Below are 25,306 nucleotides of genomic sequence, written 5' to 3' on the forward strand. Positions count from 1 at the left end.
GTCAGGTCCAGCGGGCCAGGGCCGCTTCCAGGGGTTCGTAGCCGTCGTCCGCCCAGGCGATGTGGCCGTCGGGGCGGACGAGGACGGCGTCCACGTCCAGGTCTCCGCGCGGGTGCGGGACGCCGCCGTGGCGTGGCCGGTCGCCCAGTTCCAGGACGGCGTGCCGGCCCGAGCGCAGGACGGCCGGGTCGAGCCCTGGCATCGTGCGGCCGATGAGCGGATGCCGTCCGGGGAGCTCGTAGCGGATGTCGAGACCGGAGACCAGCCCGGCGAGGTGGCGGTTGGCCTCGGGGATCTTCAGGAGTTCGGCCAGGATGCCGCGCAGGGCGGCGACGTCCTCGTCAGGGATCAGCAGGACTCCCTGCGCGCGCGTGTTCGCCAGGACGGCGGCCCCGACCGGATGCCGTTCGGCGTGGTAGGTGTCCAGCACCGTGGGGTTGCCGCGCAGGTCGGCGGCCAGTTTCCAGCCGAGGTTGAAGGCGTCCTGGAGGCCGAGGTTGAGTCCCTGCCCGCCGGTCGGCGAGTGGACGTGGGCCGCGTCGCCCGCGAACAGCACGCGCCCGTGCCGGTAGCGCTCGACCTGCCGCGAGGCGTCGGTGAAGCGCGAGGCCCACCGGATCTCCCGCACGTCGGGGACGGCGCGGCGCACCTCGTCCAGGGTGACGGGCGTGCCGCGGTCGGCGGTCTGCTGCTCCGGTCCGGCGATCAGGGCCCGGTACAGGCCGTCCCCCAGCGGCAGGACGTTCGCGACGCCGTCCTCGGGACGGTCGAACGAGGGCAGCCGCCACCGGCCGGGCCGCTCCCGCGTGAGCGTGACGTCGGCGACGACGGCGGACACGCGGCCGTCGCGGCCCGGGAACGGCACGTCCAGCAGCGTGCGGACCGTGCTGCGACCGCCGTCGCACGCGACCAGGTACCGGCCGCGGAACTCCCGCCCGGCGCGGACGGTGACCCCGGCCTCGTCCTGCTCGACCCAGGTCACCTCGTGCCCGCGCAGGACCGGGACGTCCCGCTCGGCGAGGCGTCCTTCGAGATGCTCCTCGACCCGCGCCTGGGGGATGCCGATCTGCCGTTCGCCCCACGGCCCGTAGTCGAGCGGCAGACCGGCGAAGTGCCCGGCGGGGAGCGTGTCGGCGGCGCGCTCCAGCAGCGGTTCCAGCATGCCGCGCGAGTCGAGGATCTGCGCGGAGCGGGGCTGGAGGTTGAGCGCCCGGGACTGCCCGGTGCGTTCGGGCCGCCGCTCCAGCACCGCGACGCTCACCCCGGCCAGCGCCAGTTCGCAGGCCAGCATCAGCCCGGTCGGGCCCGCGCCCGCCACGATCACATCGGCGATCACGCGCGCAGGTCCTTCCGCTTGGTGTAGACGAGGTGGAACGCGAACAGCGGCACGGCGATCACCGGCCACACGAGGTTGAGCGCGAACGGAGCGACGTCCAGCGGCAGGACGAAGGCGCCGATCACGTGCAGCACCGCGTTCAGGACCGTGGCCGCGCCCCACACCGCGGTCAGCGTCCGCAGGCCCTGCCGGAACCCGGCGTCGTGGTCCCAGCGGGCCTCCCACTCCCGCAGCCCCTCGGGCCCGACCTTCGTCAGGACGAACGAGCGGAACACGACCATCAGCGCGGGACGCCCGTAGACCACCGAGGCCAGGAGCCACACGCCGGCCACGCCCACGAGCATCCAGATCCAGGAGTCGCGGACGAGCAGGGTGCGCGGGTTCCCGGTCAGCAGGGACAGGACGATCCCGAACACCATCAGGACCATCACGAACAGCGCCGGGTAGTCGACCACGCGCTTCCGGGCGAACCGGACCGCCACCACGATCACCGGCACGACCGACGAGGCGACCAGCGCCTGCCACAGGCTCGCGCCCGCCGCGCGCAGCCCGTACAGCACGGCCATCGGCACGACGAGATCGACCGCGATCGGGAGCAGCGGGGCCAGCCGTCCGGGGTCCTTCCGCGCGGCGGGGGCGCCGGCGGGCCGGGCGTGCGCCGCGGGTCTCACGACGCCTCCGCGCGGGTCGCCCGGTCGAACAGCTCCACGAGCTCGCGGGCGTACGCGGCGTGGTCGACGTCCGGCATGGTGGCGACGGCGTCGATCGCGGCGCGCAGGCTGACGGCCATCACGTGCGGATCGAACGCGCGGAACTCGCCCTCGGCCTGGCCCGCCCGGAAGAACTCCCGCGCCATCGCCGCGGGAGTGTCCGAGAACGCGACGCCCTCGCCCCCGCGCGTCCCGCCGATGATCTCGACGAGCGCGCGGATGTGCGCGGGGCGGTCGCGCATGAACGCCAGGTTCGCCTCGATGTAGGCGGCCAGGGTGTCCCGGCGGGTCGCCGCCGCGTCCAGCCGCGGCCGCATGAACGCGGCCGCGTCGCCCAGCGCCGTGTCGACCACAGCCTGGATCAGCTCGCTCTTGCCCTTGAAGTGGTACGAGATCAGCCGGGTGCTGCTGAGCCCGGCGTGCTCGGCGATCCGCCCGAACGAGGCCTGGCCGTACCCCGCCTCGGCGATGACCTCGATGGCCGCGGCCACGATCTGCGCTCGCCGCGCGACGGCGGCCGGGGAACGCGCCCCCTCATTTACTTGCATGAGTAAGAGATTACTCAGCCAAGTAAATCTGTCAACCGGCAGGCTGCGGGCGCCGCTCTCACGGCGGTCGGCCGGGGCGGGGCGTCAGGTCCAGGTCGCCGTGTCCGGGTCGATGCCTCTGGCGCGGGCGTTGGCGTCGATGATGTCGCGGAGCCAGGCGGTCATGCCTGGTTCGATCGCGTCGTAGTAGGCCGCGAAGCCGGGGTCGGCGGCGTATCTCCTCCCCAGGCAGACCTGCATCGAATGGGTGCAGTCGAAGTACTCGCCGATCGAGGCCCGGTGCCGTTCGGCCAGAGCGTCGGCTTCGGCGCTGCCCGGCCTGACGCCGGCGCGCTTGGCCGCCGCCAGGTCGTTCTCGAGCGTCGCGACGTCGCCGGCGATCTGCTGCCAGTCCTCGGAGGTCCTGCCCGCGGCGCGCTCGGCGGACTGCGCCCACTGAGCCGTGTCGCCCCACCGGTCGCGTGCGGCCGCGAGCCATGACGGCTGCCATCGCCGCCCGAAGATCGCGACTTGTTCCTCCGCGGAGAGCAGGATGCCGGCGCTCGCGGCTTCGATCAGGCGATCGACCGCGTCGACCATCGCCTGCAGGCGGGAGATCCGGTCGAGGAGTTGGGCGCGCTGCCGCCTCAGCGGCACGGTCATGTCGGCGGCCGGAGCCGCGAGAAGACCACCGATGTCGTCGAGGGACAGACCCAGTTCGCGGTAGATGAGAACCCGGTGGATCCGTGCGACGTCCGCCGCCGAGTAGAGCCGGTAACCGCCGGCGGTCCGTCCCGACGGGCGGACGAGCCCGATCGCGTCCCAATGGTGGAGGGTGCGGACGGTGACCCCCGCGTGCGATGCCACGGCCCCGACGGCCAGCCCGCCGGCGCCCGCGGCATCGTCCCCTGCGTCGTCGGTCACGCCGCCGAGTCTGACATGCGAGGTCTCACTCCTGGGGAAGGGGGATTCCGACCGCTTCGAGGTCGCGCGCCTCGGGGCTGTCAGGGTCGAGGGCACGGGCCGCGGTGATGATCACACGGGCGTTCTCCGGTGTGATGACCTCCAGATCCACGGTGTTCCAGGGGGTCTTCCGCGGTCCCGCCGTGCATCCGGGCACCAGCGCGGTGCACGCCTGCGCGATCTCGTCGATCTGGCTCAGCACGCAGGAGAAGGTGACGCTCACCGCCGGAGGGGCCGGCGGGGCGCCGGTCGGGACGAGCAGGACGTCCTGGAACCTCCACCGTCGAAGGTGCGTGACCTGGCCGGGGATCGTGAACAGGTCGATGAAACCGAACCCGCGCACCCAGAAGTCCGCGGACGCGGCGAGGTCCGACGTCGGCACGTTGACGAACATCGGCATGCCGTAGATGCCCCGGTAGATCTCAGGAGGCGTCGCGTCAGGCCCGGGCGGAGGAACCGGGCTGACCTCGAACGCTTCGAAGTAGTCGCTCATGCGTTCAGCGTGGAGCCTGACGCAACGTCAGGGTCAAGCCCGGACAGGACCCCTCGGAATGGGGCATCGCGCTGGGAGCGTTGTAAAGGAGATGACTACGGTGGAGGAGCGGTCGACCGCGGACCGCCTCGGCACGCTGGAGCCCATGGCGTCGCCGACCGGCGCCCGGGCGGGCCTGGCCGAGCCGCCCGCCACCCGCACCCGCGCCTGTGCGGGCTGATCATGATCAAGGTGCGCTCCTACAGGGAGACCGACCGCGCGGAGCTGCGCAGGCTGTTCCGGCGCGCGGGTGAAGCGTCCCCGAGCGCCGGCCGGTGGGGCCACGAGGATTCCGAAGCGGCCATCTACCTGGACCCGTACATGGACCTGGCACCGGACTCGCTCTTCGTCGCCGTGCTCGACGGAGCCCTCGTCGGTTACCTGGCGGGGTGCCTCGACAGCGTGAAGTTCCCCAGTGAGAGCGAGCGCGTCGGTCGGGCCATCCGGAAGTATCGACTGGTCTTCCGGCCCAGGACCGCCCCCTTCTTCGCGCGTGCGGCATTCGACGCGGCGTCCGTCGCGCTGCGGCGGGAGCCTACCGCGTGGGGGTACCGCGACCCCCGCAGGCCCGCGCACCTGCACATCAACCTCGCACCGGAGGCACGGGGCACCGGTGCCGCCGACGCGCTGCTGAACCGCTGGTTCGACCGGCTCCGGGAGACCGGCTCGCCCGGCTGCCACTTGCAGACCCTGGTCGAGAACACCCGCGCCGTACGGTTCTTCCGGCGCATGGGCTTCGTCGAACACGGCCCGACCCCGCTCGTCCCCGGCTTCCGGTACGACGGCAGGCGGATGCACCAACAGACGATGATCTGGCCCCCTCAGCCAGACGGGCCCTGAGGCGATCGCCGCGATGAGTTTTCCGTTCGGCCCTGGTCGTACTTGGTGACCCCAAGAAAGCGGAGGCATGGGATGAGCGAGACCACCCGGATCACCCAGCTCGCCACGGTCGGGATCCGCGTCACCGACCAGCAGAAGGCGACCGAGTTCTACGTCGATGAGCTCGGTTTCGAAGTACGGCGGGACGTGCCCTTCGGGCCCGGTCGCTGGATCGAGGTGGCACCACCGGGGGCGACGACGACCATCGCGCTCGTTCCAGGAGAGATCCCGGCCGGTATCCGCCTGACGACCACGGACGCCGACGCCGACCACACGGCCCTGCGCGCACGAGGCGCCGACGTGGATGCGGAGGTCATGCGGATGGGACCGGGAGTGCCGCCGATGTTCTCCGTCCGCGACCCGGACGGCAACAGCCTCATTCTCATCCAGGACTCCTGAACGGACGGTGACGGCGATGGACAAGCAGTTCACTGCGCATATGCAGAAGAGCCCGAGCAAAGGCGGCTGGACCTATGTCGTATGGCCCGAGTCGGCCGAGTTCTTCGGCACCCGTGGACGGGTGAGCGTACGGGGCACGATCGATGGCCATCCGTTCCAGAGTTCGTTCATGGCCCTGGGGGACGGCACCCACAAACTGCCGGTGAAGGCGGACGTGCGCAAGGCGATCGGCAAGCAGGAAGGAGACACCGTGACCGTCCGTCTCCAGGAGTGGTCGAAACCCTAGGCGGTACGGCCGGCGGCCGGTACGCGGCCCCGCCCCCTCCGCCACCGCGCCGGAGGGGGCGGGATATAACGACAGCATGGACTTCAAGTTGGAGCTGGTCGCGGTGCCCGTTTCGGACGTGGACCGCGCGCTGGCCTTCTATACCGACAAGGCCGGGTTCGTCCTGGACCATGACCACCGGGTGAGCGACGAGATCCGGTTCGTTCAGCTGACGCCGCCGGGGTCGGCGTGCTCGATCGCCTTCGGCGAGGGGGTCGTCGAGACGGCGCCCGGCTCTCTCCAGGGCCTGCAACTGGTGGTCTCGGACGCCGACGCCGCCCGAGCGGAGCTTGCCGGACGGGGTGTCGAGGTCAGCGAGGTGCAGGAGTTCCCCTGGGGCCGTTTCGTCTTCTTCAAGGACCCGGACGGCAACGGCTGGAGCGTCCAGCAACTCGTGCCACGAGCCTAGAGCCGCCGACCCCGGCTCGCGCCGGCGAATGCCGACCGCGGCCGACCCGGCCGCCCCGACGGCTCAGCCACCCCGCCCCCGAACGGCGGTGTGACGCACGTCACAGTTGGTCGCGTCATGTTCGCGAATCCCTTCCCGTCTGGTGTCCCGACCGGGCCTTACGGGCCACGTCAGCGGGAAGGGGAGGCGCGGTGGCGGAACGATGCCGCTGGACGATCGCGGTGGGGTTCGGAAGTTCCCTGATGACAGGGCAGTGGACGGCCGCGATCGGGCTCATCATGCTGGGTGGAGGACTCCTCGCGATGCTCGCGCTGCTGGTCGGCGTGGCCGTCCTGGGACGTCCGGCCCACAGCGGGCGGGCTCTGCACCTCATCGACCGGTTCGCCGCCGCCGCGTCCGGCCGGGAGGACGTGCCGGCATGCTGCGGTCCTCACTCGCCGTGGGAGGAGGGAGACCGCCTTGAGCCGGGAGAGGACGCCGGATCTTCCTGACGACGCGGCGCTGATCTCCCGGGCCCGCACCGGTGACGTGTCCGCCTACGCGACGCTCTACGAGTGCCACGTGGACGCGGCGCGCCGTCTGGCCCGAACCCTGGTCGAGGGGGACGCGGCCGAGGACGCCGTCCAGGAGACCTTCACCAAGGTCCTCGACCTGTTGCGCCGAGGCGACGGGCCGCGGGAGGGGTTCCGGCCGTACCTGCTCACCGCGCTCCGGCACACCGTCTACGACCGCTTCCGGGCCGAGAAGCGACTCCGGCCGACCGGCGAGATCGAGAAGTACGACCCCGGCGTCCCGTTCGCCGATCCGCTGCCGGAAGGGTCGACCGCCGTCCGGGCCTTCCGGTCGCTGCCCGAGCGCTGGCGGGTCGTGCTGTGGCATACCGAGATCGAGCGCGCCAGGCCCGCCGAGGTGGCGTCAGTGCTCGGACTCACCCCCAACGGCGCCGCCGCACTGGCCTACCGCGCCCGTGAGGGGCTCCGCCGGGCGTACCTGCAAGCGCATCTCGACGAGATGCAGCCGACGGGGCGTGAGGAGTGCCGCGAGGCGTTGCGGAGTATGGGCGCGTACGTGCGCGGCGGGCTGTCCAGGCGAGAGTCGCTCGCACTCGACCGGCACCTCAGGGGATGCCCGGACTGCCGGACGATCCTCGACGAGGCGCGCGACGTCAACGCCACGTTGCGGAACGTCCTGGGCCCGCTGGCGTTCGGGGCCGTGACGGCCACGGGGGGCCTCGGCGCCGGCGGGACGCTCACCTGGCTCGGTCACAGGGCCAGAAGGCTGCTCTGGGTCGCGGCACCGTTGGGGGTCCTCGCGTCCGTCGCGGGTGCCGTCCTCGCCTGGGTGGGGTGACCGGTCGTCGGAACCGTCGGGCGGGTGCGGACGCCTGGCGTCCGGCGGATACTTCGATCATGGTTGTGCTGGAGACGGAGCGGCTCGTCATGCGGCCGCTGACGGGTGACGACTTCGCCGATTACGCCGCGATGCTCGCCGACCCGCAGGTCGCGGGAAGGCTGGCGGAGAGCGTCGGCACCTCGCCTGCGGATGCTTGGCGGAGTCTCGCCTTGTTCATCGGGCACCGGGAGATGCGCGGTTACTCGCACTGGGCGCTGGTGGAGAAGGCCACGGGCCGGTTCGTCGGCCGTGCCGGGCCCTGGCAGCCGCACGGGTTCCCAGGGCTGGGCGTCGGCTGGTGCCTGGCGCGAGAGCACTGGGGGAAGGGGTACGCCACGGAGGCGGCCCGCGCTTCTGTGGATTACTGCTTCAGGGAGCTGGACGCAGAGGAAGTGGTCTCCGTCATTCTGCCGGGCAACTCCCCTTCGATCGCCGTCGCGGAGCGGATCGGTCACCGCTACCTGCGCGATATCCAGTACCGCGGCCAGACCGTCCACGTCTACGGCCAGCGCCTGAGTTCGACCTGAGATATTGCTTTGCGGGTGAGAGGGGCGCCTGCCTAGGCTCCGGCGGGTGGGACGCACCGTCATCGTGGGCGACGTTCACGGCTGCTTCGACGAGCTGATCGATCTGCTGGAGAAGGTGGAACTTCAGCCGGACGACCTCCTCGTCAGCGTGGGCGATCTGGTCGACCGGGGTCCGGCGCCCGGGAAGGTCGTCGGGTTCTTCCGCGATCGTCCGAACTCGGTCGTGGTCATGGGCAACCACGAGCGCAAGCACGTGCGCGGGATCTTCTCCTACGCGCAGGAGATCACGCGCCTGCAACTGGGCGACGAGTACGCCGAGACGGTCGAGTGGATGCGGACGCTCCCGTACTTCTTCGAGAGCGAGGACGTCCGGGTCGTGCATGCGGCGCTGGTCCCCGGTGCGCCTCTCGCCGTCCAGCGGGAGGAGATCCTCTGCGGTTCGACCAGCGGCGAACGGGAACTCGCCGCACTGTTCCCTGACGGCCACTGGCACGACCGCTACACCGACGACAAGCCGGTCGTGTTCGGTCACCACGTCACCGGCCGGGAGCCGTTGGTCCGCGACGGGAGGGTCTTCGGGCTCGACACCGGCGCCTGCCACGGCTGGAACCTCACCGCGTTGTGCGTTCCGGGGTTCACGGTCCACTCGGTGGCGGCACGCGCCGATCACTGGTCGGCCGTCAAGCGGGAGTGGCAGTTGCCGGTCCTGAAGGCCAAGCCGTGGCGTGACTTCGCCTGGTCGGAGCTGAGCGAGAAGGCGGCCCGGTTCTCCGGAACGTCCGATGCGGCGTCGCAGGAATGGCTCCGGGCGGTCGAGGAGTGGGCCGCTCGGCTGCGCGCCCTGGCTCCCGTTCTGGTCGATGCGGCGCATCGCGCCTCCATGGAACTCACCCCGGACGAGATGCGGCGGCATCCGGTTGCGCCAGTGCTGTTCCAGGCGCGCGGCGGGCGACTCGACCAGACCGCGTTGGCCAGGCGGTGCGCGACGCCGCGCAGGACGCTGGAGGTGGCGGCCGCCCTGGGAGTCGTCGCTCCCGACCCGCCCGGCTGAAGCGTCGCTGCGTGGTAGCGTTGCGATCGCATAGACGACTGTCGGCTACGGGACGAGAAATGGGAGGTGAGGTTGATGAGCGCCGCGAAGGCCGCTGCCGTGTGCAGCGCCCGCCGGACCATCCTCACGTCCCGGGCCCTGGTCTGACCTGACGTCCACGACCCTCTCGAAGCCCTAGCGGCTTTCGGGCGGTCGCGCTCTGTGCCGATCGGGGCCCTCGTTCAAGGGTCTTCACGTTGTCTCATTCTTTCTCCACCCAGCCGCGCCCTCTGGCGCACTACGGCTGGGACGATGCCTACGAGCACGCCTTCACGCCTCATCACGCCGCCGGGCTGGTCCCGGCCCGGATCGTGCGGGCCGAACGCGGCCTGTGCGAGGCGGTCACCGATGCGGGGATCGTCCGTGCGGAGATCCCCGCCGCCCGGCAGGGTGATCCGCTCACGGCGCCGTGCACCGGCGACTGGGCGGCGCTCCGTCCCGCGACCGCCGACCATGCCGCGATGCTGCACGAAGTTCTGGAGCGGCGCACCGCCCTGGTGCGTTCCAGCGCGTCGCGCACCTCGCACGGGCAGGTCCTCGCCGCCAATGTCGACACGGTCGTGGTGACCGTGTCTTTGGCCGCCCCGCTCAAACACGACCGCACCGAGCGGATGCTCGCCCTGGCCTGGGAGAGCGGCGCGCAGCCGGTCGTGGTGCTCACCAAGGCCGACGCGGGCGCCGACGCGGTCTCGGCCCAGGCCGAGGTGTCAGCGGTGGCGCCCGGCGTGGACGTGCTGGTCACCAGCGCCGCGACCGGGGAGGGCGTGGACGTCCTGACCGCCGTCCTGACCGGCACGGTCGTGCTGCTCGGCCCCTCGGGGGCGGGCAAGTCCACTCTGGGCAACGCCCTGCTGGGCGAGCCCCTTCTGGCCACCGGCGCCGTACGCGCCACGGACGGCAAGGGCCGGCACACCACCGCGTGGAGGGAACTGCTGCCGCTGCCCGGCGGCGGCGTCCTGCTGGACACCCCGGGCCTGCGCTCGATCGGCCTGCACGACGCCCAGGACGGGCTGGAGCAGACCTTCGCCGATATCCAGCGGCTCGCTGAGGACTGCCGGTTCACCGACTGCGCGCACATGAGCGAGCCGGGCTGCGCGGTCCTGGCGGCCGTGGAGGCCGGGACGGTGCCGGAGCGGCGGCTGGAGAGCTATCACCGGCTCCTGCGGGAGAACGCCTACGCCGCCTCGCGCACCGACGCGCGGCTGCGGGCCGACCGCGAGGCCGCCAGGAAGAACATCACGCAGCACCTGCGCGCCACCTACCGCTTCAGGGAGCGCCAGCAGTGACCTCCATCGAGAACAGGACCGCCATGCACGCCTGGATCACCCGCTCCGAGACCGCCGAAGACGTGCCCGCCATCCGCGAGATCGTCCTGGCCGCCTTCCCCACCGCCGAGGAGGCCGGCATCGTGGACGCCCTGCGCGCCGACCCCGAGGCGTGGATCGACGGCCTGTCCATGATCAGCACGACCCCCGACGGCACCCCGGCGGGGTACGCGCTGCTGACCCGCTGCCACGTCGACGGCGAGCCCGCGCTCGCCCTGGCTCCGTGCGCCGTACTGCCGTCGTTCCAGCGGACCGGCGCCGGCTCGGCCGCCATCCGCGCCGGTCTGGACGCCGCGCGGGCCATGGGAGAGAACCTCGTCCTGGTCCTCGGCCACGCCGGCTACTACCCGCGGTTCGGCTTCGTCCCGGCCTCCCGCTTCGGCGTCCGCGCGCCCTTCGAGGTCCCGGACGAGGCCATGATGGCCCTGGCCCTGGACGACGCCCGCCCGGTCCCGACCGGCACCATCCAGTACCCCGCCGCATTCGGAGTCTGACCCCACCCGGTGGTGCCCCACCCCCTCGGGGCACCACCGCCCCCCGTGCTCGATGAGCGCGGCCATAGAAATCCGCGGTTCCGAGTCACCGCCCTATCCGACCGAAAGCGGTCGCGGCCTCGCCGTTCGTCCACGAAATGCCCACCTGGTTCTTCCGACACCAATGCCCCTTGGCCTGATCAGGCAAGGACCCCTTCGACGCACCGGCGAATGCTTAGTGTTGGCAGAGCAGGAGGCATCGCAGGACCCAGGGTTCTTCATCGACGGGTGAGGTGAATGGCGAGGCGTCAGGGATTCATGGCGACGGTGGCACGGATGCAGCGCGAAGCCGAGAGTGCGGCGGCGGCGCGGCGGAGGGCGGAGGCGGCCGCGCAACGGGAGGCGGCACGGGCCCGAGCCGCCTACGAGCGTGCGCGGGCCGCCGACGAGAAAGAACGCAAACGCCTCTACGTCGAATCCCGAGTGGCCGAAGTCGCGGCGCAGAACGAGAGTCTCGCCCAGCGGCTGGAGGAATTGGATTCGATTCTGGTTTCGGGCCTGCGCACGAACACCCGTTTCAACCTCGATCGGCTCAAGGAAAAGCCGAACGTGAGGCCTTTCGACCCCGGACCGGCGGGCCACCCCGAACCTCCGCCACGGCAGGAGGCGTTCCTGCCACCCCCGCAGACGGGCATGTCCAAGCTGTTCGGCGGGGCACGGCACGAGGAACAGGTCCGGCAGGGGCAGCTGAACTACCAGCGAGCATGCGCCGAGCACACCCAGCGGGAACAAGCCCGGCAGGCCACGCTGAACCGCCTCCGGCAGGAACACTCCCGGCGGACGAACGAGGCCGAGGAGCGGGTGCGGCGGCAGCACGCCGAAGTCGAGTCGTTCAAGCGGGACCTCGCGGAGGGACGGCCCGACGCCGTAGCCGCGTACTTCGACCTCGTCCTCAACTCCGTCCCCCATCCCGACGGCTTCCCGACGAAGTGGCGGATCGCGTACGTCCCCGAATCCGCTCAGCTCGTGGTCGAGTACGAACTGCCGACCATCGACGTCGTTCCGACCGTCAAGGCCTACCGGTACGTCAAGACCTCCGACTCCGTCACCGAGACGAAGCGTCCGGCCTCCCAGATCAAGCCGCAGTACACCTCGGTCATCAGTCAGGTCGCGCTGCGTGTGGTCCGGGACCTGTTCGAAGCCGACGCCGCCGGTCACGTGACCACCATCGTCTTCAACGGCATGGTCGACACCATCGACGCCGCGACGGGACGCCCCGTCCGGCCCTGCCTGCTGACGTTGCGCACCACCAGGGAGGCGTTCTCCGACCTCGATCTCGCACGGGTCGAACCGGCGGCCTGCCTCAGGCATCTGGGCGCGGGTGTGTCCCGGAACAGCGCGGAGCTCTCGCCCGTCCGTCCCGTGCTGGAGTTCAGCATGGTCGATCCGCGGTTCGTCGAAGAGACCGACATCCTCGGGGAGCTGGACGAGCGGCCGAACCTGCTGGAGATGAACCCCACGGAGTTCGAAGGGCTGATCCAGAACCTGTTCGCGCGGATGGGCCTGGAGACCCGTCAGACCAGGCCGTCACGGGACGGCGGCGTCGACTGCGTCGCCTACGATCCGCGTCCGATCATGGGCGGCAAGGTCGTGATCCAGGCGAAGCGCTACCGGAACACCGTGGGGGTGTCGGCTGTCCGCGACCTCTACGGGACGCTGCAGAACGAAGGCGCGTCCAAGGGCATCCTCGTCACGACCAGCGGCTACGGTCAGGCTTCGTTCGACTTCGCCAAGAACAAGCCCATCGAGCTGCTCGACGGCGCGAACCTGCTCTACCTCCTCAAGGAGCACGCGGGAGTGGAAGCCCGGATCGAAGCGCCGGAGGGCTGGCGCGATCCGGACCTCGACCGCGCCGACTCCGCTGCTCCCCCGAGCCCGCTCCGCGCGGGCGAGAACGTCAAGATCTCCTCGCCCGCGGTCGTGTGCGCGTTCGCGCTGCCGTCTCCCGACCACGATCCCTGCGCCCTGCTTCTGAACCCCGACCGCATGGTCCGGTCCGACGCCGATTTCATCTTCTACAACCAGCCGGTCTCCGCCGACGGTGCGGTCACGTTGGACACCGCGGCCAGGCAGGTGCAGGTGGATCTGGCGCGGCTGGCCACGGACGTGTCGACCGTTCTGCTGGTCACGAGCGGGCCGCCCGGCAGCGTCCGGCTCACCGTGACCGAACGGGACGGCACTGCCCATGCTCTCGCGGCGGACGCCACGACCGAGACGGTCCTGGTCTGCGCCGAGGTCTACCGCCGCCAGGGCAGCTGGCGGCTGCGCGCCGTGGGCCAGGGGTACGCGGACGGCCTGGCCGGGCTGGCCAGAGACCACGGCGTCATCATCGAATAGCCGGACGGCGGAACGCCCCGGGCGGGGCGTTCCGCGGGTGGTGGGGTCAGATTCCGAGGCCGCGGCCGATGATCTCTTTCATGATCTCGGTGGTGCCGCCGAAGATGGTCTGGATGCGGACGTCCTGGTAGGCCTTGGCGATCGGGTACTCGGTCATGTAGCCGTAGCCGCCGTGCAGCTGGACGCAGCGGTCCACGACCCGCTTGAGGAGCTCGGTGTTCCACCACTTGAGCATCGCGGCCTCGTCGGGGGTCAGCTCGCCCCGGCCCTCCTTGACGATGCACTCGTCGGTGAAGGACCGCGAGACGGTCAGCTCGGTCTTCATCTCGGCGAGCGTGAACCGGTTGTGCTGGAACTTGCCGATGGGACGGCCGAACGCCTCGCGGGTCTTGCAGTACTCCAGGGTCTGCTCGAAGGCGGTCTCGGCGGCGGCCTGCGCGGTGGCGCCGATGGACAGCCGCTCGCGGGCGAGGTTCTGCATGAGGTAGATGAAGCCCATGCCCTCCTCGCCGAGGAGGTTCTCCTTCGGGACGCGGACGTTGTCGAAGAACAGCTCGGCGGTGTCCTGGGCGTGCATGCCGACCTTGTCGAGGTTGCGGCCGCGCTCGAAGCCCTCCATGCCGCGCTCGACGGCGAGGAGGCTGACGCCCTTGGCCCCGGCGGACGGGTCGGTCTTGGCGACGACGATGACGAGGTCGGCGAGGATCCCGTTGGAGATGAACGTCTTCGAGCCGTTGAGGACGTAGTGGTCGCCGTCCTTCAGCGCCGTGGTCCTGATGCCCTGGAGGTCGGACCCGGCGGCGGGCTCGGTCATCGCGATCGCGGTGATGATCTCTCCGGAGCAGTAGCCGGGGAACCAGCGCCTCTGCTGCTCGGGGCTGCACAGCTGCCGCAGGTAGCCGCCGTTGATGTCGTTGTGGACGGCGAAGCCGGGCCCGTGCACGCCGGCCTTCGCCAGCTCCTCGTTGAAGATCACGTAGTAGCGGTAGTCGGGGTCGCCGCCGCCGCCGAACTCCTCCGGCATGTCGATGCCGAGCAGGCCCGCGCGCCCGGCCGCCAGCCAGACCTCGCGCGAGACGATCCCGTCCTTCTCCCACTGCTCGTGGTGGGGCGCGATCTCCTTGGCGATGAAGGAGCGCACCATGTCGCGGAAGGCCTCGTGCTCCTCGGTGTAGATGTCGCGTCCCATCCGCCGGTCTCCCTACTGAGTGCGTGCCGACAAGTAAGTGCGTGCTGATACACGATTAATGTAACACTGGTGCTGTCACATACAGGGAGGCGGCATGGAGCTGACCGTCGACGAGCTGGCCTCGCGCGCCGGGGTCACCGTCCGGACCGTGCGGTTCTACGCCGGGCGCGGCCTGCTGCCCCCGCCGAGGCTGCGCGGCAGGACGGGCCTCTACGGCGCCGACCACCTCGCGCGGCTCGAACTCGTCCGGGAGCTCCAGTCGCTCGGGCTCACGCTCGCCTCGATCGAGAAGCACCTCCAGCGGATCCCGCTGGACGCGCCGGCCGAGGACCTCGCCCTCCAGCGCGCCCTGCTGTCCCCCTGGGCGCCCGAGCGCCCGGAGGACCTCGACCGGCACGAGCTGGACCGCCGCGCCGGACGCCACCTCGACGACGAGACGATCGCACGCCTGGAGGCCCTCGGCGTCGTCGAGCGGCTCTCCGCGAACGCCGTCCGGGTCATCAGCCCGGCCCTCCTCGGCATCAGCGCCGAGCTGGCGCAGCTGCCGATGCCGCTGGAGACACTGATCGCCTCGCACGAAACCGTCGACCGGTACACGACCGCGCTGGCCGCCGAACTCCAGCAGGTCTTCCAGGACACCGTCGTCCGCCCCTACCGGGAGGGCGGCCGCGCGCCCGAAGAGCGGGAGCGGCTCCTGGAAATGGCCGGGAAGCTCAAGCCGCTGATGATCCAGTCGCTGGTCACGTCGTTCCAGCGCGCGGTCGACCGGGCGATCCGGCAGTCCGTCCCCGGCGGCGGGGATGCGAGCACCCACGAAAGGACATCCGGATGAACGGCCGTTCCCGCATCATGATCGTGGTTCTGGGCGCGGTCACGGCGGCCACCACCGGTGGCTGCGCGTCGACCGGCGACCGCCCCTCCAGCGTGCCGTTCCAACCGGGCGAGCTGCGGTCGGTGCCCGACCCTGTGACGCTTCTGACGGCCGACTTACGTCAGGACATGCGCCTGGACGAGGACCGCCGTTCGGGGTGCCAGAACTCGGGATTCCACGCCCGCAGCGCCGTAACGATGTGGGTATGCACACTGCGCCCGCCGCAAGGAAGGAAGGTGACCCTTCCCAAGGGCGAGGCGGATCCCTCCGCGCGCGGAGCCATGCTGCGTATCCAACTGGAAGTGCATCACCCGAAAGGCGGCCGGACCGCCACCGCGCTCGCGGCGGCCGGCTTCGCCGACGACAAGAGGCTCTTCGGCCCGGCGGCACGGCCCCTCCGAGCGGGCGATGAAGGCTTCATCTCGCCCGACGAACCTGGCGAAGGCGAAGCCGTCACCGCCCTTGTCAGAGCCCGGAACGTGGTGTTCAGCATCTCCGCCGCCCTCTACCCCGCCCTCCGGCGGCCGACCCTTGCCGAACTAGAACGCCTCAGCGCGCGCGTCGCCACCGAGATGGGCCGTTCCCTCAAAGAACTCCAAGCTGAACGGCACGGCTAGGAGTTCTTCCATTCCTGGCCCTCGTACTCGACCAGGCGCGGGTGGACGAGGGTGTTGACGTCCACGTCGCGGGTCCGGCGGTCCTTGGGGAACACCGCCGCCGCCTGGAGCACCGGCCCGTCGAGGAAGCGCAGGTCGGGGACGTCCCGCGGCAGCTCCAGCGCGGGGGGACGCTTCCCGGGGGACGCCAGGACGAACCCCCAGTCGCCGAAGCTCGGCACGTCCACGTGGTAGGGGGTGGTCGCGAGGCCGGCGGCGGCGACGGACTTCTGGATGCTCCAGAACGACTTGGGCGCGAAGTAGGGCGACCCGGACTGCACGACGATCCGCCCGCCGGGCGCCAGGGCCCGCTTCACCATCCCGTAGAACTCGACCGAGTACAGCTTGGCGGTGGACACGTCGTCGGGGTCGGGCATGTCCACGATGACCGCGTCGAACTGCCGGTCCAGGCCGCGCAGCCAGGAGAACGCGTCCGCGTTGACGGTCTGGGCGCGCGGGTCCTCGAAGGAGCGGCGGTTGAGGGACTCCAGCGGTCCGTACGTCCGGGCCAGGTGGATCATCTCGGGGTCCAGCTCGACCAGCGTCGCGCTCTGGACGTCCCGGTAGCGCAGCACCTCGCGCAGCGCGAGGCCGTCCCCGCCGCCGAGGATCAGCACCCGCCCGTGCGGGCCCGACATCAGCGGATGGACGAGCGACTCGTGGTAGCGGTACTCGTCCAGCGAGGAGAACTGAAGGTCGCCGTTCAGGAAGAGCCGCAGGTCCGAGGGGCCGACCCCGGCCCGCCGGGTGATGACGATCTCCTGGTACGGGGTGCGCTTCGCCACCGCGATCGGGGCGTCGTACAGCGCCTGCCGCGCCGAGACCTCGAACCCGTCCGCGAGCGTGTACGTCACGCCGAGGGCGGCGAGGACGGCCACCATGCCGGCGGCGAGCGCGATCCGGGCGGCGCGTCCGACCTCGCGGCGGAACAGCCACATCACCACGGCCATCCCGGCGACGGCGTTCACCACGCCGACGAGCAGCGCGCCCTTGATGTGCCCGAACGTGGGCAGCAGCAGGAACGGGAACGCCAGGCCGCCGATCAGCGCGCCGACGTAGTCGGCCGCGAACAGGTCGGCCACCGCCGACCCGGCGTCCTGCCTGCGGATCCGCTGGAGCAGCGTCATCAGCAGCGGGATCTCCGCGCCGATCAGCGCCCCGACCGCGAACGCCACCACCACCAGCGCCGGGACGTACAGGTCGAGCCAGGCGAACGCCGCGTACAGCACGAGGACCGACACGCCGCCGATCAGCGCGAGCACGCCCTCCACGACCGCGAACGCCACCACGGCGCGGCCCTGCAGCGGCTTGGCGGCCAGCGAGCCGACGCCCATCGCGAACACCATCACCGACAGGACGATCGACGCCTGCGTGACGGAGTTCCCGACGAGGTAGCTGCCGAGCGCGACCAGGGCCAGCTCGTACACCAGGCCGCAGGCCGCGCACGCGAACACGGCCGCCAGGACCAGCGCGCGCGCCGCCCGCGCCGGGACGCGCAGTCTCCCCGGGCCGTCCCCCTCGGGACGGGACGGCTCCGGGGAGGGGTCGCCGGACGGCCGGACGGCCTGGTCCAGATCGCGGGACGTCAGGAGACCGCCCCGGCCACGATCGCCGCGACCCCGAGGTCGGCGGCGGCGACGACCCAGCCCGCCGGGTGGATCGCGCCGGCCGTCCCGCCCCCGTCCACGAGCGTCGCGCCGAGCTTGCCGGGGGTGAGCACGTCCAGCAGGAAGAACGCGACGATCATCAGCACGATGCCGATCCCGCCGAACACGGCGGTGTCCACCAGCCCCTCGGAAAGGTCGCTGTCGCTGGTGACGATCGCGGTGGTGACGATCAAGGAGACGCCGAGGAGCTTGGCGGCCAGCAGGAGCGCGGCGCCGCGGTTGCCCTCGGTCCAGATCTGCTTGCCGAGCTTGCCGGGCGTCGTCACCTCCACGACCAGGTAGCCGAGCGCCATCAGGGCGATGCCGACCGCGCCGTAGGCGAAGGTCGCGCCGATCTCGTGAAGGATGTCGTCGTTCATGTGTCGCTCCTCATCTGCCCGACCGCGTCATTTGCCCGACCCGGGTCCGCCGCCGCGGAAGGACGCGGCGCCCCTGCTCGTCCATCCGTTGCTGCCCGGACTGCTCCAGCGCCCGCTCACGTGCGAGTAGTGGCGGCTGTAGCCGCCGCGCGGGTTGTCGACCGTGATCCGGCTGCCCGTCCCGTTCGGCAGGACGCCGACGACGAGCTTCGGGTAGCGCATGAAGATGCCGCCGTTGGCGCCCATGGTGGCCAGGTCGTCCACCCGGTCGATCGGCTTGAACTTGCGGCCGATCTCCGAGGCGACCGTCTGGGGGGCCTTCGGCGACCGGTAGGTGTCGTATCCCACCTTGGTGTACTTGTCGGCGATCCAGGACGACTGCGACTTCCCGCAGCCGCCGAGCGCCGTGGCGGTCAGGGCGGCGGCGGCCACCGCGCCCGCCACCCGGTATCTGCTGTTCATGAGGGTCTCACCAGCCGGCTCCGCGTCATCACGATCTCCCGGGTCTGCGGGTAGGCGTGCCAGGTGCGCCATCCGAGCGCTGCCTCCTGCCCCGCCGTGTCCTCCAAGGCAAGGACGGTGACGGCGTGCGGGGATCCGGGGAAGGCCCCGGTCAGCGCGTCACCGCGGTCCGCGAGCCGGGCGCACACGGCCTCGACGGCGCGGGCGAACGCCGTCCCGTCGCTGTGCGCCGCGGTCGTCGCGGCGAAGTCGTACGCCCAGCCGGGCACGCTCGCCGCCGCATGGCCGGGCAGCGGGTCGGCGCGTCCGGGCAGGCACGCCACCGTCTCGCTCAGCGGCCCGGCGATGACCTGGTGGGACGCGCCGAGCAGGCGCAGCTCCACGGTCAGGCCCGCGCGCTCCACCGGCAGGACGGCGAGCGCGTCCATCGGCGGCAGTCCGAGCGCGAACGAGAGCCCGTCGGCGCGGGCGTCCGCGTAGGGGGTGTCGAGGGTGGCCTGCAAGGTCAGCTACCGCCCGGGTAGATCGTCATCGATCCTGCCGGGACGCGCTCGCCGAGGCCCGCCTCCCACTGGCCGCCCCCGTACTGCTCGAACGACAGGTACCTGCCGCGCGGGCCCTCGTAGTCGACGTACTCGACGCGGCCCTGCACGCCGACGCCCGTCGTGCCCTCGCTGGTGTAGTCGGCGGTGCCGTGCTCGTCGCGCCGGTACTCGACGCCGTCGACGACGATGGTCTTCTCCCCCGGCCGCAGGTCGCCGATCTCGTACTCGTTCCACCAGACGACTTCGAGGTCGGGGTCCTCCTCGACGGAGATCCACACCTTGGCGCCCTCGGTCGTGTCGGCGTCCAGGAGGTGCTCGCTCCAGGTGAAGCCGCCCTCCTTCAGCCGCAGCGAGCCGCGGACGAAGTAGCGGGTGCCGAGGTACTCCACCATGTCGCCGGCCTTGAGCGTGCGCGGGTCGCCGGCCACCTGGTCCTCGGCGGCGAACGGGTCGCGCGGGACGGCCGGGGCGGGCGCCGGCGCCGGCGCGCCCGAGCGGCGCCGCAGCAGGACGACGATGAGCACGACCAAGGCGATCAAGATCAGTGCCAGCAGGACCACTATCGCCGCTTTGCCCACGGCACCTCCATCGTTTCGTCCGTTCAAGGGGGACAGACCTGCGGATCCTACCGACTGTGGCCTGTCCGGCCCATACCGCGATCAGACGTATCAAAAGGAGATGCGGTTTCGCCCGGCAACTCCCGAATCACCGCGTGGACGCCCGGACCGGAACCGGCCGAGGCCGAGGGCGGGCGCGGCGGGTCAGAGGCGGGCGACGGCGGCGGCGACGCGGGCGTCGGTGGCGGTGAAGGCGATGCGGACGTGCCGGGCGCCGCCGGGGCCGTAGAACTCCCCGGGACCGACCAGGATGCCGAGGGACGCCAGGTGGGCGACGGTGTCCCAGCAGGGCTCGTCCCGCGTGGCCCACAGGTACAGGGACGCCTCGGAGTGCTCGATGCGGAAGCCGTGCCGCTCGAACGCCTCGCGCAGCGCGGCGCGGCGGCGCGCGTACCGGGCCCGCTGCTCGTCGACGTGGGCGTCGTCGCCGTAGGCCACGGTCATCGCGGCCTGCACCGGAGCCGGGACGATCATGCCGGCGTGCTTGCGGACCTCCAGCAGCCGCCTCACCAGCGCGAGGTCGCCGGTGAGGAACCCGGCGCGGTAGCCCGCCATGTTGGAGCGCTTGGACAGCGAGTTCAGCGCGAGCAGCCCCTCGTGGGAGCCCTCGCAGACGTCCGGGTGCAGGATCGAGATCGGCGGGTTGTCCCCGTCCCAGCCGAACTCCAGGTAGCACTCGTCGCTGACGACGACCGCGCCGCGGCCGCGCGCCCACGCCACGACCTTGCGCAGGTGCTCGGCGGGCAGCACCTTGCCGGTCGGGTTGGACGGCGAGTTCACCCACACGATCTTCGGGGAGACCGGGCCGAGCGCGAGCGTGCCGTCGGTCGCGACGGGGTCGGCCCCGGCGAGCCGGACCCCCACGTCGTAGGTCGGGTAGGCCAGCGCGGGGAAGACGACCTTGTCGCCGGGGCCGGCGCCGAGCAGCGTCGGCAGCCAGGCGACGAGCTCCTTGGTGCCGATGACGGGGAGGACGGCGTCGGGGTCGGCGGCCGTCACGCCGGCGCGGCGCCGCAGCCATCCCGCGACCGCCTCGCGCAGCTCCGGGGTCCCGTAGGTCTGCGGGTAGCCGGGCGCGTCGGACGCGGCGGCGAGGGCCTGGCGGACGAACTCGGGCGTCGGGTCCACGGGCGTTCCGACCGAGAGGTCGACGATGCCGTCCGCGTGCGCCAGCGCCCGCTCCTTGTACGGCGCGAGCCGATCCCACGGAAAGTCCGGCAGCGTGAACAACGCCCATACCTCCTTGGAGAAACCCGCCGGGCCGCGGTCGTCCCCGACCACGGCCCGGTTCCCGGCGAAGGCGGGCCCCGGAACGCTCCCGTGCGGAGCGCTCCAGACCCGCCCGAGATCAGTCGTCCTGGCTCTGCGGGGGCAGCGCGGCGACGATCGGGTGGTCCTTGTCGATCTTCCCGACCTTGGACGCGCCGCCGGGCGAGCCGAGGTCGTCGAAGAACTCCACGTTGACCTTGTAGAAGTCCTTCCACTGCTCGGGGACGTCGTCCTCGTAGTAGATGGCTTCGACAGGGCAGACCGGCTCGCACGCACCGCAGTCGACGCACTCGTCCGGGTGGATGTAGAGCTGACGCTTCCCCTCGTAGATGCAGTCGACCGGGCACTCCTCGATGCATGCCTTGTCGAGCAGGTCCACGCAGGGCTGCGCAATGACGTAGGTCACGTCAGTGACTCCTCTCGGATTTCCGGCCCCGCCGCACGTCACGGCTCACCGCAAGCTCGCTGTGAATAGTATGGCCACCCCGCCGCCGTCGATTCGACATGGGGGTCCCTACATGTCCGGCCGCTTCGCCGCACGCCTGGTGGTGGCCATCAATGGCGCCGACGTGGGCCAGCGGATCTCGCTGCGCCGCCGTCTGCCTACGGGAGAGTACAGCGACGTCGTGGGCGTACTCGAATCATGGTCCGGAGGGACGCTCGCGGTGCGCCGCCGCGACGGCGAGCTCGTCGAGGTGCCGGAGGCGACCATGGTCGCGGCGAAGGTCGTCCCGCCGCAGCCCCCGCCCCGGCGGCGCCCCCGCCGCGAGGAGCCCGACGAGGGCTAGCGCCCGCGCCGAAGATCGTCGGCGTGTCGCCGGGACGCCTCGTCCCGGGAGGTTCCGGGCGCCCGTCCACCGATCGGTGGACAACGGGTTCAACCGGTCGAGGCTGTCGGCGCCACCATGCCCGCGACCAGCATTGACGGCATGACGGAAGTTGCTGAGCGGGCGAGCGGGGATCCGGTGACCGGGCCGGAGGAGGTCGTGCGGCTGGAGGCCGTGCGCAAGGTGTACGGCGGTTCCAGGCGCGGGGTGGCGGCCCTGGACGGGGTGACGCTCCAGCTGGCCCGGAAGTCGTTCACCGCCGTGATGGGCCCGTCGGGGTCGGGCAAGAGCACGCTGCTGCACTGCGCGGCGGGGCTGGAGCGGCCGACGTCGGGAGCGGTGCGGCTGGCCGGGGCGGACCTGACGGCGATGGGCGAACGGGCGCTGACCCGGTTGCGTCGCGAGCGGATCGGGTTCGTGTTCCAGGCGTTCAACCTGCTGCCCGAGTTGACGGTGGTGGACAACGTGACGCTGCCGCTGCGGCTGGCCGGCCGCAGGCCCGGCCGGGGCGCGGTGGAGGAGGTGCTGGAGCGGGTCGGGCTCGGCGACCGGCGCCGGCACCGTCCCGCGGAGCTGTCGGGCGGCCAGCAGCAGCGGGTGGAGATCGCCCGGGCGCTGATCACGGACCCGGCGGTGATCTTCGGGGACGAGCCGACCGGCGCGCTGGACACCGGGAACGCCAGGGCGGTGCTGGAACTGCTGCGCGAGGTCGTCCGCGAGGCGGGGCGGACGGTGGTGATGGTGACCCACGATCCGGTGGCCGCCGCGTACGCCGACCGGGTGGTGTTCCTGTCCGACGGCCGGATCGCGGGCGCGCTGAACCGGCCGACGCCCGAGCGGGTCGCCGAGTGGATGACCCGGCTGCGGAGCGAGCCCGCGGCGGCGGGCGCCGAGGACGGCGGGGCCGAGACCGTGCGGGAGCTGTGGTGATCGGGATCGCGCTGCGCACGCTGCGCTTCCACAGAGGCGGGTTCGTCGCCTCGTTCGTCGGGATGTTCCTGGGCGCGGCGATCGTGATCGGCTGCGGCGGGCTGCTGGAGTCGGGGATCCACCGGGCGGCGCCGCCGCTGCGGATGGACGCCGCGCCGATCGTGGTGAGCGGCGACCAGCGCTACCACGGCACGGCCAAGGACGAGGTGTTCGCCGAGCGGGTTCCGCTGGACGCGGGGCTCGCGGGCGAACTGGCCGCGGTGCCGGGCGTGGCCGGCGTGGCGGCGGACGTGTCGTTCCCCGTGACGCTGACGCGCGACGGCCGCCGGCTGACCGGGCACGGCTGGTCGTCGACCCGGCTGGCCCCGTACAGGCTGGTGGAGGGCTCGGCGCCGTCCGGCAAGGGACGGATCGTGCTGTCCGACCGGCTCGGGGTGCGGGTCGGCGAGACGGTCGAGGCGCTGGTGCGCGGCCGCGCCGAGCGGTACCGGGTCTCCGGGCTCGTCGGCGGCGCCCTTAACGGCGCCTTCCTGCCGGACGCCGAGGCCGGGCAGGCCGCCGGCCGTCCGGGCGAGGTCGACTCGATCGGGCTGTTCACCGCCCCCGGAGCCGACGTCGCGAAGGTGCGGCGGGACGTCGAGAGGGCGGTGGACGGCCGCCAGGCGTCGGTCCTGACCGGCGACGAGCGGGGCCTGGCCGAGAACCCGGACGTCATGTCCGAGGGCGAGGACCTGATCCCGCTGGCCGCGGCGTTCGGCGGCCTGTCGGCCATGGTGACGGTGTTCGTGGTGGCCGCCACGCTCGGGCTGTCGATCCGGCGGCGGCGGCCGCAGACGGCGCTGCTGCGGGCGGTCGGCGCCACTCCGGGCCAGATCCGCCGCCTGATCGTCGGCGAGACGATGCTGCTGGCGGTGGTCGCCACCGGGCTGGCCTGCCTGCCCGGCCCGCACGTCGGGCGGTGGCTGCTCGCCGCGTTCGCCGAGGCCGGGGTGGTGCCGGACACGCTCGCCTACCGCGCCGGGATCGTCCCGGTCGTCGCCGGTGCCTGCACCGCGCTGCTCACCGCGCTCGGCGCCGCCGTCGTCGCCGCCCACGGCGCGGCCCGCACCCGGCCTGTCGAGGCGCTCGCCGAGGCGTCCCGGGAGACGCGCCGGTTCAGCCGGGTCCGCCTCGCGCTGGGGCTGGCGTTCCTCGCCGGCGGCGCCGCGCTCGCCTGGGGCACCGCCGGCTCGGACGGCCCCGACGCGGCCGGAGTCGCCACCCCCGCCGCCATGGTGTGGACGGCCGGGTTCGCGCTGCTGGGCCCCGTCCTGGCCGCGGCCGTCACGGCGGCGCTGCGCCGGCCGCTGCGCGCCGCGACCGGATGCGCCGGGTACCTGGCCACCGAGAACGCCCGGGCCGGGACCTCGCGGCTGACCGGCGCGATCCTGCCGGTCATGCTGGCCACCGGGCTGGCGCTCGCGCTGACCTACATGCAGACCACCCAGACCGAGGGGGCGCGCGCGGTGTTCCAGGAGAACCTCCGCGCCGACCTGGCGGTCACCTCCCCGGCGGGCGGCCTGCCGCTGGACACCGTCGACTGGATCGCCCGGCGGCCCGGCGTCGCGGCCGCCTCGGCCCAGGTGACCAGCACCGGCTACATCGAGCCCGCCGAACTGGCGGGGCCGCTGGTCCACAAGGGCGACGCGGGCGAGGGCGCCCCGCAGCCGCCGACGATGGCGCTGCTGGGGGTCACCGCCGCCGGCGTGACCCGGACGACCGCGTACCGCGCCACCGGCGGCAGCCTCGACGCCCTCGTCGGCGCGTCCGTCGCGCTGCCGGAGCGCTTCGCCGCCCCCTACCGGATCGGCGACACGATCCCGATGCGGCTGGGCGACGGCAGCCGGGCCGCCCTCAGGCTCGTGGCCACCGTCCGCACGCGGCCCGGATACGAGACCGCGCTGCTGCCCGCCGCGACCCTCCTGCCGCACACCGGCGGCGGGCTCGTCCCGCAGATCATGGTGTCCGTCCGGCCGGGCGCCGACCGCGACCGGCTCGCCCGCACGCTCGCCCAGGGGCGCCCCGGCCTCCGCGTGGTCGACCGGGCGGCGCTGTCCGCGCTGCGCGCCGAGCAGGATCGCACGCAGGCCTGGATGTCCTGGCTGGTGCTGGCCGTGGTCGTCGGCTACGCCGCGATCGCGCTGGTCAACGCCCAGATCCTCGCCGTCGGCGAGCGGCGCCGCCAGTTCCGGCTGCTGCGCCTGGTCGGCGCGGCCCGCCGGCAGGTCCTGCGGATGATGGCGGTGGAGGCCGTCCTGGTCACCGCGGCCGGGCTCGCCGCGGGAGCGCTGGTCGCCGCGGCGACGCTGGTCCCGCTGAGCCTGAGCGTCCTGGACGCGCCCGTCCCGCACGGCTCCCCGTGGATCCTCGCCACGGTGATCGCCGCCGCACTCGCCCTGACCCTGGCCGCCACGCTCCTGCCGACCCTGTCGCTGCTGCGCGCCCGTCCAGGCGGCGCCGTCGCGGGCGGCCGCCGCTAGCCGGTCCGGGAGCCCCGCCGCCCGCGCTCGTACGGTTCAGTGCTCGCCGGACGCCCGGCGCTCGTCCCGGCGGAGCTCGACGTCCCGCACGCCTACTCGGCGATCGGCGAC

30 protein-coding genes are annotated in these 25,306 nt (G+C 72.2%); 17 read left to right on the top strand and 13 right to left on the bottom strand.

The features are described 5' to 3' along the window. Position 1: 1 nt before the first annotated feature. From ABWI04_RS12100 to ABWI04_RS12120, 5 genes are all read right to left on the bottom strand, one after another. Positions 2-1,336 carry an FAD-dependent monooxygenase gene (locus ABWI04_RS12100; RefSeq protein WP_353832424.1) on the bottom strand — a complete coding sequence of 445 codons (1,335 nt, stop codon included), beginning with the start codon at positions 1,334-1,336 and terminating at the stop codon, positions 2-4. After that, a complete protein-coding gene (locus tag ABWI04_RS12105) occupies positions 1,333-2,007 on the bottom strand; it encodes a VC0807 family protein (protein ID WP_353832425.1) in 675 nt (224 codons plus the stop codon). The genes ABWI04_RS12100 and ABWI04_RS12105 overlap by 4 nt, the downstream gene beginning before the upstream one ends. Next, positions 2,004-2,594, bottom strand: a complete 591-nt coding sequence (locus tag ABWI04_RS12110; RefSeq protein ID WP_353832426.1) for a TetR/AcrR family transcriptional regulator — start codon at positions 2,592-2,594, stop codon at positions 2,004-2,006. Before ABWI04_RS12110 ends, ABWI04_RS12105 begins: the two co-directional genes overlap by 4 nt. 84 nt (positions 2,595-2,678) lie before the next feature. Continuing rightward, the gene (locus ABWI04_RS12115) at positions 2,679-3,497 is read right to left on the bottom strand and encodes a MerR family transcriptional regulator (RefSeq protein ID WP_353832427.1); all 819 of its coding nucleotides are present in this window, start codon (positions 3,495-3,497) and stop codon (positions 2,679-2,681) included. 25 nt (positions 3,498-3,522) lie between these two features. Next, positions 3,523-4,029 (bottom strand): VOC family protein, encoded by a 507-nt coding sequence (locus tag ABWI04_RS12120; RefSeq protein WP_345179919.1) that lies wholly within the window; start codon positions 4,027-4,029, stop codon positions 3,523-3,525. A 91-nt stretch (positions 4,030-4,120) separates the two neighbouring features. Here ABWI04_RS12120 and ABWI04_RS12125 point away from each other — a divergent pair, with 91 nt between their 5' ends. The 12 genes from ABWI04_RS12125 to ABWI04_RS12180 all read left to right on the top strand — a co-directional run bounded on the left by ABWI04_RS12125 (position 4,121) and on the right by ABWI04_RS12180 (position 13,284). Then, positions 4,121-4,249 carry a hypothetical protein gene (locus tag ABWI04_RS12125; protein WP_353832428.1) on the top strand — a complete coding sequence of 43 codons (129 nt, stop codon included), beginning with the start codon at positions 4,121-4,123 and terminating at the stop codon, positions 4,247-4,249. Positions 4,250-4,251: 2 nt separating this feature from the next. Beyond that, positions 4,252-4,908: a GNAT family N-acetyltransferase gene (locus ABWI04_RS12130; protein WP_353832429.1), complete on the top strand. Its 657-nt coding sequence runs from the start codon at positions 4,252-4,254 to the stop codon at positions 4,906-4,908. A gap of 72 nt (positions 4,909-4,980) precedes the next feature. Next, positions 4,981-5,346, top strand: a complete 366-nt coding sequence (locus tag ABWI04_RS12135; RefSeq protein ID WP_353832430.1) for a VOC family protein — start codon at positions 4,981-4,983, stop codon at positions 5,344-5,346. A gap of 16 nt (positions 5,347-5,362) precedes the next feature. Then, a complete protein-coding gene (locus ABWI04_RS12140; protein WP_345179913.1) occupies positions 5,363-5,632 on the top strand; it encodes a DUF1905 domain-containing protein in 270 nt (89 codons plus the stop codon). Between the two features lie 76 nt (positions 5,633-5,708). After that, on the top strand, positions 5,709-6,080 hold the full coding sequence (locus ABWI04_RS12145; protein ID WP_353832431.1) for a VOC family protein: 372 nt from the start codon (positions 5,709-5,711) through the stop codon (positions 6,078-6,080). Between the two features lie 191 nt (positions 6,081-6,271). Beyond that, a complete protein-coding gene (locus ABWI04_RS12150) occupies positions 6,272-6,571 on the top strand; it encodes a hypothetical protein (protein WP_353832432.1) in 300 nt (99 codons plus the stop codon). Further along, the gene (locus tag ABWI04_RS12155; protein WP_353832433.1) at positions 6,540-7,430 is read left to right on the top strand and encodes a sigma-70 family RNA polymerase sigma factor; all 891 of its coding nucleotides are present in this window, start codon (positions 6,540-6,542) and stop codon (positions 7,428-7,430) included. The genes ABWI04_RS12150 and ABWI04_RS12155 overlap by 32 nt, the downstream gene beginning before the upstream one ends. Positions 7,431-7,489: 59 nt before the next feature. Next, a complete protein-coding gene (locus ABWI04_RS12160; protein WP_353832434.1) occupies positions 7,490-7,999 on the top strand; it encodes a GNAT family N-acetyltransferase in 510 nt (169 codons plus the stop codon). 46 nt (positions 8,000-8,045) lie between these two features. Next, entirely contained in the window at positions 8,046-9,050 is a 1,005-nt protein-coding gene (locus ABWI04_RS12165) for a metallophosphoesterase family protein (protein WP_353832435.1), read from the top strand. 236 nt (positions 9,051-9,286) lie between these two features. Continuing rightward, positions 9,287-10,375 (top strand): ribosome small subunit-dependent GTPase A, encoded by a 1,089-nt coding sequence (rsgA, locus tag ABWI04_RS12170; RefSeq protein ID WP_353832436.1) that lies wholly within the window; start codon positions 9,287-9,289, stop codon positions 10,373-10,375. A gap of 23 nt (positions 10,376-10,398) precedes the next feature. Beyond that, complete coding sequence (locus tag ABWI04_RS12175; RefSeq protein ID WP_353832444.1) at positions 10,399-10,908, top strand: GNAT family N-acetyltransferase; 510 nt, start codon at positions 10,399-10,401, stop codon at positions 10,906-10,908. A 588-nt stretch (positions 10,909-11,496) separates the two neighbouring features. After that, a complete protein-coding gene (locus tag ABWI04_RS12180) occupies positions 11,497-13,284 on the top strand; it encodes a restriction endonuclease (RefSeq protein WP_353832437.1) in 1,788 nt (595 codons plus the stop codon). A 46-nt stretch (positions 13,285-13,330) separates the two neighbouring features. On the opposite strand, the gene ABWI04_RS12185 is transcribed toward ABWI04_RS12180, so the two are convergent. Further along, positions 13,331-14,473 (bottom strand): acyl-CoA dehydrogenase family protein, encoded by a 1,143-nt coding sequence (locus ABWI04_RS12185; protein WP_353832438.1) that lies wholly within the window; start codon positions 14,471-14,473, stop codon positions 13,331-13,333. A gap of 94 nt (positions 14,474-14,567) precedes the next feature. Between ABWI04_RS12185 and ABWI04_RS12190 the strand changes: the two genes are divergently transcribed. Both ABWI04_RS12190 and ABWI04_RS12195 read left to right on the top strand, forming a co-directional pair. Beyond that, positions 14,568-15,305 (top strand): MerR family transcriptional regulator, encoded by a 738-nt coding sequence (locus tag ABWI04_RS12190; protein WP_353832439.1) that lies wholly within the window; start codon positions 14,568-14,570, stop codon positions 15,303-15,305. Next, a complete protein-coding gene (locus tag ABWI04_RS12195; RefSeq protein WP_353832440.1) occupies positions 15,302-15,961 on the top strand; it encodes a hypothetical protein in 660 nt (219 codons plus the stop codon). Before ABWI04_RS12190 ends, ABWI04_RS12195 begins: the two co-directional genes overlap by 4 nt. Here the strand turns inward: ABWI04_RS12195 and ABWI04_RS12200 are convergent. The 7 genes from ABWI04_RS12200 to fdxA form a co-directional block, all read right to left on the bottom strand. Beyond that, positions 15,958-17,454 carry a polyamine aminopropyltransferase gene (locus ABWI04_RS12200; protein ID WP_378188502.1) on the bottom strand — a complete coding sequence of 499 codons (1,497 nt, stop codon included), beginning with the start codon at positions 17,452-17,454 and terminating at the stop codon, positions 15,958-15,960. The genes ABWI04_RS12195 and ABWI04_RS12200 overlap by 4 nt on opposite strands. Positions 17,455-17,585: 131 nt before the next feature. Next, positions 17,586-18,026, bottom strand: coding sequence for a DUF350 domain-containing protein (locus ABWI04_RS12205; protein ID WP_345179896.1), 441 nt, complete (start codon positions 18,024-18,026; stop codon positions 17,586-17,588). Positions 18,027-18,053: 27 nt separating this feature from the next. Further along, positions 18,054-18,488, bottom strand: a complete 435-nt coding sequence (locus ABWI04_RS12210; protein WP_345179895.1) for a DUF4247 domain-containing protein — start codon at positions 18,486-18,488, stop codon at positions 18,054-18,056. Continuing rightward, on the bottom strand, positions 18,485-18,991 hold the full coding sequence (locus ABWI04_RS12215; protein ID WP_345179892.1) for a DUF2617 family protein: 507 nt from the start codon (positions 18,989-18,991) through the stop codon (positions 18,485-18,487). Before ABWI04_RS12215 ends, ABWI04_RS12210 begins: the two co-directional genes overlap by 4 nt. Positions 18,992-18,993: 2 nt before the next feature. Continuing rightward, entirely contained in the window at positions 18,994-19,611 is a 618-nt protein-coding gene (locus ABWI04_RS12220; protein ID WP_345179891.1) for a DUF4178 domain-containing protein, read from the bottom strand. Between the two features lie 183 nt (positions 19,612-19,794). Continuing rightward, positions 19,795-20,880: a succinyldiaminopimelate transaminase gene (gene dapC / locus ABWI04_RS12225; protein ID WP_345179889.1), complete on the bottom strand. Its 1,086-nt coding sequence runs from the start codon at positions 20,878-20,880 to the stop codon at positions 19,795-19,797. Positions 20,881-20,998: 118 nt separating this feature from the next. Next, on the bottom strand, positions 20,999-21,325 hold the full coding sequence (fdxA, locus tag ABWI04_RS12230) for a ferredoxin (RefSeq protein WP_131759039.1): 327 nt from the start codon (positions 21,323-21,325) through the stop codon (positions 20,999-21,001). A gap of 112 nt (positions 21,326-21,437) precedes the next feature. Between fdxA and ABWI04_RS12235 the strand changes: the two genes are divergently transcribed. The 3 genes from ABWI04_RS12235 to ABWI04_RS12245 all read left to right on the top strand — a co-directional run bounded on the left by ABWI04_RS12235 (position 21,438) and on the right by ABWI04_RS12245 (position 25,195). Further along, positions 21,438-21,707 carry a putative acetyltransferase gene (locus ABWI04_RS12235; RefSeq protein ID WP_345179888.1) on the top strand — a complete coding sequence of 90 codons (270 nt, stop codon included), beginning with the start codon at positions 21,438-21,440 and terminating at the stop codon, positions 21,705-21,707. A 141-nt stretch (positions 21,708-21,848) separates the two neighbouring features. After that, entirely contained in the window at positions 21,849-22,676 is an 828-nt protein-coding gene (locus ABWI04_RS12240; protein WP_353832441.1) for an ABC transporter ATP-binding protein, read from the top strand. Next, the gene (locus ABWI04_RS12245) at positions 22,673-25,195 is read left to right on the top strand and encodes an FtsX-like permease family protein (protein ID WP_353832442.1); all 2,523 of its coding nucleotides are present in this window, start codon (positions 22,673-22,675) and stop codon (positions 25,193-25,195) included. The genes ABWI04_RS12240 and ABWI04_RS12245 overlap by 4 nt, the downstream gene beginning before the upstream one ends. The last annotated feature ends 111 nt before the right edge of the window (positions 25,196-25,306 follow it).

The organism is Actinomadura sp. NPDC000929, assembly GCF_040492065.1.
Taxonomy (GTDB): Bacteria; Actinomycetota; Actinomycetes; order Streptosporangiales; family Streptosporangiaceae; genus Spirillospora; species Spirillospora verrucosospora.

Coding starts and splice junctions, on each gene's coding strand:
- ABWI04_RS12110 (WP_353832426.1), bottom strand. CDS start 2,594: ATGCAAGTAAATGAGGGGGCGCGTTCCCCGGCCGCCGTCGCGCGGCGA.
- ABWI04_RS12120 (WP_345179919.1), bottom strand. CDS start 4,029: ATGAGCGACTACTTCGAAGCGTTCGAGGTCAGCCCGGTTCCTCCGCCC.
- ABWI04_RS12125 (WP_353832428.1), top strand. CDS start 4,121: ATGACTACGGTGGAGGAGCGGTCGACCGCGGACCGCCTCGGCACGCTG.
- ABWI04_RS12130 (WP_353832429.1), top strand. CDS start 4,252: ATGATCAAGGTGCGCTCCTACAGGGAGACCGACCGCGCGGAGCTGCGC.
- ABWI04_RS12135 (WP_353832430.1), top strand. CDS start 4,981: ATGAGCGAGACCACCCGGATCACCCAGCTCGCCACGGTCGGGATCCGC.
- ABWI04_RS12140 (WP_345179913.1), top strand. CDS start 5,363: ATGGACAAGCAGTTCACTGCGCATATGCAGAAGAGCCCGAGCAAAGGC.
- ABWI04_RS12145 (WP_353832431.1), top strand. CDS start 5,709: ATGGACTTCAAGTTGGAGCTGGTCGCGGTGCCCGTTTCGGACGTGGAC.
- ABWI04_RS12160 (WP_353832434.1), top strand. CDS start 7,490: ATGGTTGTGCTGGAGACGGAGCGGCTCGTCATGCGGCCGCTGACGGGT.
- ABWI04_RS12175 (WP_353832444.1), top strand. CDS start 10,399: ATGCACGCCTGGATCACCCGCTCCGAGACCGCCGAAGACGTGCCCGCC.
- ABWI04_RS12185 (WP_353832438.1), bottom strand. CDS start 14,473: ATGGGACGCGACATCTACACCGAGGAGCACGAGGCCTTCCGCGACATG.
- ABWI04_RS12190 (WP_353832439.1), top strand. CDS start 14,568: ATGGAGCTGACCGTCGACGAGCTGGCCTCGCGCGCCGGGGTCACCGTC.
- ABWI04_RS12195 (WP_353832440.1), top strand. CDS start 15,302: ATGAACGGCCGTTCCCGCATCATGATCGTGGTTCTGGGCGCGGTCACG.
- ABWI04_RS12205 (WP_345179896.1), bottom strand. CDS start 18,026: ATGAACGACGACATCCTTCACGAGATCGGCGCGACCTTCGCCTACGGC.
- ABWI04_RS12210 (WP_345179895.1), bottom strand. CDS start 18,488: ATGAACAGCAGATACCGGGTGGCGGGCGCGGTGGCCGCCGCCGCCCTG.
- ABWI04_RS12235 (WP_345179888.1), top strand. CDS start 21,438: ATGTCCGGCCGCTTCGCCGCACGCCTGGTGGTGGCCATCAATGGCGCC.
- ABWI04_RS12240 (WP_353832441.1), top strand. CDS start 21,849: ATGACGGAAGTTGCTGAGCGGGCGAGCGGGGATCCGGTGACCGGGCCG.